The sequence below is a fragment of the Paenibacillus sp. 01T422 genome, assembly GCF_056398785.1.
Map to the genome: position 1 here is coordinate 1 of NZ_JBFTQB010000339.1, position 6,257 is coordinate 6,257.

Genomic DNA, 6,257 nt, shown 5'->3' on the forward strand with positions numbered 1-6,257 from the left:
GCCTTACCATAACCGCGAGTACCAACGCATTATCCGCGGAAAGCAAACCCTCCAAAATAACAAGTGTACCGATAATCCCCCAGTTTACGGGATCTGTCAGTGTTTCCGATAACACGTCCCAGCTAAAAAAGCTTAGGAAGTTATTGATAAAGCTTTGAAAAAAATCTGTCATGCGCCTTGACCCTCCTGTGATTTTCCCTAGTTATTTACTGCCTGCAACCCAACTCATACCCCATCCGAGAAGTCAGATCCAATCGTGCCAAATTTCCACTCTGCGCCGTATCTATATAATTCTCCTGCAACTATAGATGTCTCGATGGAGAAGTGATTTCCCAGTTCATATGCCAGCATGTCTTACCTAGTGCCTGGATGAAGTATGCCCATTGGCTAGCAAAGGGGTGATGCCTAAGCTGCACCACCCCACCTAGTTTAAGCTTTACTCCGCATCAAGTCCATAATTATTACATAATGCTTGAAGACCACCTTGGAAGCCGCTTCCAACCGCTTGGAATTTCCATTCCTGACCTTGGCTGTCTCGATATAACTCACAAATGACAACCGCAGTTTCTACTGAAAAATCTTCACCTAAATCATATCGTAAAATTTCTTGACCCGTCACCTCGTCCAAAAGACGAACGAACGCATTGGACACTTGTCCGAAATTCTGATTACGGTTTGTTGCATCATGGATGGTTACGGCAATACCGACACGGTGAATATGCGCAGGGATTTTCGAGAAATCAACCTTGATTTGCTCGTCGTCCCCGTCTCCGTCACCAGTCCGGTTGTCTCCCGTATGTTGAACCGAACCATTTGCACCAACCAAATTGTTGTAAAAGATGAAATCCTCGATGCCTTTGGCTTTATTATCTGCATGAAGCAGAAATGCCGACGCATCCAAATCGAAAGAATGACCGCCAGAATACTTATTGGTATCCCAGCCTAAACCGATAATAGCCTTCGTTAAACCAGGGTTTGTTTTGGTTAAGTCAATTCTTTGACCTTTGGACAAGCTGATTGCCATATCCAACAGCTCCTTAGAATATTTTTGACCTATTAGGAAGTTTGTAAGCCGTAATCACGAGCTAGTCCACCAAGACCATCTTTGTAGCCGCTTCCGATAGCGCTGAATTTCCACTCACCACTGTGACGGTACAATTCTCCGATTACTACGCCTGTTTCGATGGAGAAGTCTTCGCCAAGATCGTAACGGATCAATTCCGCGCCAGATCCTTCGTTAAGGATACGTACATAGGCATTGGACACTTGTCCAAAGTTCTGGCTTCTTGTATCCGCTTCATGGATAGTGATGCAGAATGCGATTTTTTCTGTTTCAGCTGGCACATTAGCCAGATCCACGCTTACTTGCTCATCGTCCCCGTCTCCAGCACCTGTACGGTTGTCACCGTTATGAATAATGGAGCCATTCGCATTTTTGCGGTTGTTATAGAAAATGAAGTCGGCTTCAGAATTCACTTTGCCCGCCCCGTTCAAGCAGAAAATGGAAGCGTCTAGATCAAAGTCTTTACCGCCATCGTATTTATTCGTGTCCCAGCCTACGCCGACAACCACTTTCGTCAGACCTGGGTTTGATTTTGTCAAATCAACTTTTTGACCTTTAGATAATGAAATCGCCATGRATTATGACCTCGCTTTTTTATAGTAGATTAAGTGTAACGTTTAACTAATTGACCAATTGTCGTATCCGTGCTGCCTTCACCAATTGCATTGAATTTCCATTCGCCGCTATGACGGTAGATTTCACCGACGATCAAAGAAGTTTTGCCAGCATAGTTATCCGTTAAATTAAATTTAACCAATTCTTGATTATTGGAATCATTCAGAATTCGAATATAAGCCGATTGAATCAGACCGAAATCCTGCTTTCTATTAACGCAATCGTAGATATTTACGACGAAAATGATTTTATTAACGTCTGCAGGCACTTGACTCAAATTAACCGAAATTTGCTCATCATCGCCTTCGCCTTCACCTGTACGGTTATCTCCGGAGTGAACTATTGAGCCATCGGGACTTTGCAAATTCGCGAAGTACACGACATTTTTCTCTTTTGTCAGTTTRCCATTTGCATCCAATAATATAACTGAAGCGTCGCAATCGATCTCAATTGTTGTTTTTTTCGTTCCGAAAAAGCCTTTTTTCTCAAGCACAGCAGGATCCCAACCGAGACCTACAACCACCTTAGTAAGACCAGCATTTCCTTTTGTTAAATCGATCTTTTGACCTTTGACCAAACTGATAGTCAATCAGGCCACCTCCTTCACAACTTGTTTTGTAGTGCGCTCATTACTTTGATACGGATGAGAGCCCATCACGTTTCACAAGTTTCGATTAATTTTTCGAACTCCTTACATATTTTTACTTCACAGCGCAATTTTATCCAAAATTCGCTAATTATTTTATTAAATCGTTCCTTGAATATTTGGTTTAGCAACGAACTTAATTGGACAAACAGATAATTATCACATCTAAGGAGCGTTCTCATGGATGCAAGTTTGTCGAATTCATTGGAAGCTGTTTCCTCCTCACTCGATGATAACCTTCGAACTCTTCAGGTTATATATACAAAATGCAAAGATGTCATTTTCCATGATTTCCTCATCGGAGGTACAACCAGAGCTCTCGTCGTTTATTTCGAAGGGATGGTTAATCTCGAATCATTGGATCGAAACGTCCTAAGCCCTTTACTTGGCGAGACAATAGAAGAATGGAATTATATGGAGAAAGAATTATCATCCATCATTTCCATCTCGGACGTCAAGGAGACTTCGATATTCTCAGACATCATTGAATATCTCTCTGTAGGCAATGTTGGACTTTTCATCGATGGACTGCCCCAGGCGTACTCACTCGGCCTCGCTCATTGGGAAAAGAGAAGTATCGAAGAACCCTCGGCAGAATCCGTTATTCGCGGTCCACGCGAGGGATTTACAGAAACTATGTCTGTCAACACAGCTATGCTTCGGAGGAAAATTAAGAGCCCCTTGCTCAAAATGGTGTCGTACAAAATAGGAAGGCATACACGCACGGAAGTCGTCGTTGTATACATGGAAGGCATTGCTAATGAGGGACTCGTTCAGGAAGTGGAACAGCGGATTGCCGAAATTGAAATCGACGGCATTCTGGAAAGCGGATATATCGAAGGACTGATTGAAGATCATCCGCTGTCTCCTTTTCCACAAATTCAAGTAACGGAACGTCCGGATGTTGTTTGTGCTGCGCTTCTGGAAGGACGTACCGCGATCTTGGTAGACGGGACGCCCTTTTCTCTGATAGCGCCAGCCACGCTGTTCTCCCTTTTGCAATCACCAGAAGACTATTATCAAAGATTTATTATTGGCACTTTAATCCGTTGGCTGCGTTATCTATTTTTCTTCATAACACTGCTGCTCCCATCTTTGTATGTGGCTATTTTGACATTTCATCAAGAGATGGTTCCTACATCCCTCTTGCTCAGCATCGCGAAGTCCAGAGAAGATATTCCGTTTCCCGCACTCGTTGAAGCCCTCCTCATGGAAGTCTCCTTCGAAGCGCTCCGCGAGGCCGGTGTTCGCCTCCCTAAGCAGGTAGGTGCTGCTGTTAGTATCGTGGGAGCGCTCGTCATAGGACAAGCCGCAACTTCAGCGGGTTTGGTGTCGGCTCCGATGGTCATGGTGGTGGCGATCACTGGAATCGCCTCCTTCATGATGCCGCAATATGCCACAGGCATTGCTTTGCGAATGCTCCGATTTCCCATCATGATTTTATCGGGAATTCTGGGACTGCTGGGACTTATGCTTGGATTTATTGTCATCGTGATCCACCTTTGCTCCTTGCGGTCGCTTGGCGTGCCTTATCTCCAGCCACTTGCGCCGATTAAAGCAAAAGAATTGAAAGATGTGATCGTTCGAGCGCCAATCTGGTCCATGCGGACCCGCCCTAAATTGACCGGAAGGATGAATTCGATTCGGCAGCCCTCTGGACAAAAACCAGATCCGCCAAAAGGGGATGACATTCATGATTGAAAAGGGACGAATCTCCCCACTTCAATTAGCTATTATTATGCATCCAACCGTCCTTGCTACCGCCACCTTATCTGTTCCGTCCATAACCATGAAAACCGCTGGCATTGATATGTGGATGACACCTTTTGTTTCGGCACTTGTAGGGATTTTGACGGTGATTGTCATGTATCGCCTGTATATCAAGTATCCGGATTTAACCTTCATCCAATATACGGAATCGATTCTAGGCGTGTATGCAGGGAAAGCTCTCTCCGGCTTTTTCATCGTGTCCTTTCTCTTTACGAATGGGCTCGTTCTACGCGAATATGGGGAGTTCGTCATCGGTAATTTCTTACATGAAACACCGATGGCACTCGTCATTTTTTGTATGGTAGCTGTATGTGCATATGTCTTATATGAGGGGATTGAGGTGCTCGCCAGAGTCTCTCAAATCCTTATTCCTTCGGCTGTATTCATCATTTTCATCATGCTTATTATGATGATACCCGATCTCCATCCCAAAGAGATGTTTCCTATCCTGGGAGATGGCCCGCTTCCGTTACTAGTGGGGTCACTTGTGCCCTCCTCTTGGTTTACCCAGTTTTTTATGTTGTCGTTTCTTTTTCCTTTTTTGAACAAAAAAAAGCATGTTTTGGGGTGGAGCTTCCTTAGTGTCGGCATCGTGATGGTCACTTTGCTGACGATTAATCTGACCATTTTATTAATGTTCGGATCGCTTACGGTCCAATTCAATTACGCTTTCCTCATTGCAGTGCGTTATATATCCATCGCTGACTTTCTGGAACATGTGGAATCGCTGCTAATGACGATTTGGATCATTGGGATGTTCATAAAAGTGTCGCTGGTCTACTATGCCACGGTGCTTGGTACCGCGCAGTGTTTGGGGCTCTCTGATTACCGACCACTTATCATTCCGGTTGGCTTTTTGATGCTGCTGCTCAGCTATTGGGTTTCTCCTAACTTTCAGGAATTAATGCATGCTTTGGGCACTAACATCCCTTTCTTGGCAATAATCACTCAGCTTGGTATTCCATGCATGCTTCTTATTGCAGCTTCTTTCAGAAGGAGGCAGCACGGATGACAGCGTTGCTAAAGCTACTACTAACAGTAAGTCTCCTCACACCGCTGCTGACGGGCTGCTGGGATCGGACGGAAGTGAACGATTTGGCACTCGTCACCGGAGCCGCGATAGATAAACATGACGATTCCTCGATCGAATTGACCATACAGATTTTTATTCCCCGAGGTCCCGGCGGTGGTGGTGGAGGTTTGGAAAGTAGTAACAAAGGGGGAAGCATCCAGACTTCCCTCGTCAAATCCGCGGTAGGCGCAGATATTGCTGATGCAATGTCCAAAATTCAAGAGAAGATGCCACGCAAAATTTTCTGGGGACATACTGAAATTATTATTTTCGGTGAGTCTGTCGCACGAAAAGGGATTCGAGACGATGTCGATTATTTAATGAGAGCGCCTCAACCGCGAGAACGTGCCTTTATGTATGTTTGCAAAGGGAAAGCACGCCAAATCCTGGAGATGAACACAAGGCTGGAGCGAAATTCCTCAGAGATCATGAGGGAGATTGGCAAGAGCAGAATCATCCTTAGTGTAACGTTAGCTGATTTGGCACAAATGCTGGCGAATCAAGCCGGTGCAGCTGCCCTGCCTTTTATCGAGCCCGTAGACGCGGACACCCCAAGTAATCACGACAAAACGGGGAGCTTCATCAATCATACAGCCGTATTCAGAGATGATAAAATGGTCGGCAGCATTGATGATCCGACAACCCGCGGCCTGCTTTGGCTCAGAGACGAGATTAAAACAGCCGTTGTTACCGTAACACCGGAAGGTGCCTCAGGCCATGTCTCACTTCGGCTATTGAAAAGCGAGACGAAACTACAGCCTATCATCGAAAACGGCAAATGGCGTATGAACGTCTGGATTCATACGGAAGATGATGCACTCCAAAATACGACTTCACTGGATCTAGTCTCCGATCACCAAGCGGTTAAACGCGTGGAGGCCGCTATGAATGATGACATTGAGGAGCGTGTCGCGTTAGCCTTGCGAAAGGTACAGCAGGGTTTCAATGCAGATATCTTGGATTTCGCTGGGGAATTCCACCGAGCATACCCTAAACTGTGGCGGCAAAACCAAAAGCGTTGGAATGAGATCTTCCCGAACGTCGAGGTTACTGTACAATCTGACGCCAGAATGCTGCGTCCTGGACTATCC

Annotated in this window: 7 protein-coding genes and 1 pseudogene; 3 read left to right on the forward strand and 5 right to left on the reverse strand. The window is 45.3% G+C overall.

The features are described 5' to 3' along the window. The 5 genes and pseudogenes from AC1DUA_RS19170 to AC1DUA_RS19190 form a co-directional block, all read right to left on the reverse strand. Positions 1-172, reverse strand: a pseudogene (locus AC1DUA_RS19170) (hypothetical protein); the annotation flags it as partial. A gap of 53 nt (positions 173-225) precedes the next feature. Beyond that, a complete protein-coding gene (locus tag AC1DUA_RS19175) occupies positions 226-351 on the reverse strand; it encodes a TerD family protein (protein ID WP_477501290.1) in 126 nt (41 codons plus the stop codon). Between the two features lie 85 nt (positions 352-436). Continuing rightward, a complete protein-coding gene (locus AC1DUA_RS19180; RefSeq protein WP_477501291.1) occupies positions 437-1,024 on the reverse strand; it encodes a TerD family protein in 588 nt (195 codons plus the stop codon). Between the two features lie 32 nt (positions 1,025-1,056). Continuing rightward, positions 1,057-1,638: a TerD family protein gene (locus AC1DUA_RS19185; protein WP_477501292.1), complete on the reverse strand. Its 582-nt coding sequence runs from the start codon at positions 1,636-1,638 to the stop codon at positions 1,057-1,059. 29 nt (positions 1,639-1,667) lie between these two features. Continuing rightward, positions 1,668-2,267, reverse strand: coding sequence for a TerD family protein (locus AC1DUA_RS19190; RefSeq protein ID WP_477501293.1), 600 nt, complete (start codon positions 2,265-2,267; stop codon positions 1,668-1,670). Positions 2,268-2,504: 237 nt separating this feature from the next. Here AC1DUA_RS19190 and AC1DUA_RS19195 point away from each other — a divergent pair, with 237 nt between their 5' ends. The 3 genes from AC1DUA_RS19195 to AC1DUA_RS19205 all read left to right on the forward strand — a co-directional run. Further along, on the forward strand, positions 2,505-4,025 hold the full coding sequence (locus AC1DUA_RS19195; protein WP_477501294.1) for a spore germination protein: 1,521 nt from the start codon (positions 2,505-2,507) through the stop codon (positions 4,023-4,025). Then, positions 4,018-5,106 (forward strand): GerAB/ArcD/ProY family transporter, encoded by a 1,089-nt coding sequence (locus AC1DUA_RS19200; RefSeq protein WP_477501295.1) that lies wholly within the window; start codon positions 4,018-4,020, stop codon positions 5,104-5,106. Before AC1DUA_RS19195 ends, AC1DUA_RS19200 begins: the two co-directional genes overlap by 8 nt. Further along, the coding region (locus AC1DUA_RS19205; protein WP_477501296.1) for a Ger(x)C family spore germination protein at positions 5,103-6,257 on the forward strand (1,155 nt) is incomplete at its 3' end. The genes AC1DUA_RS19200 and AC1DUA_RS19205, both read left to right, overlap by 4 nt.

Excerpts from the sequence above, each read along its gene's own strand:
- AC1DUA_RS19200 (WP_477501295.1), top strand. The coding sequence starts at position 4,018 with ATGATTGAAAAGGGACGAATCTCCCCACTTCAATTAGCTATTATTATG.
- AC1DUA_RS19180 (WP_477501291.1), bottom strand. The coding sequence starts at position 1,024 with ATGGCAATCAGCTTGTCCAAAGGTCAAAGAATTGACTTAACCAAAACA.
- AC1DUA_RS19185 (WP_477501292.1), bottom strand. The coding sequence starts at position 1,638 with ATGGCGATTTCATTATCTAAAGGTCAAAAAGTTGATTTGACAAAATCA.
- AC1DUA_RS19175 (WP_477501290.1), bottom strand. The coding sequence starts at position 351 with ATGCTGGCATATGAACTGGGAAATCACTTCTCCATCGAGACATCTATA.
- AC1DUA_RS19195 (WP_477501294.1), top strand. The coding sequence starts at position 2,505 with ATGGATGCAAGTTTGTCGAATTCATTGGAAGCTGTTTCCTCCTCACTC.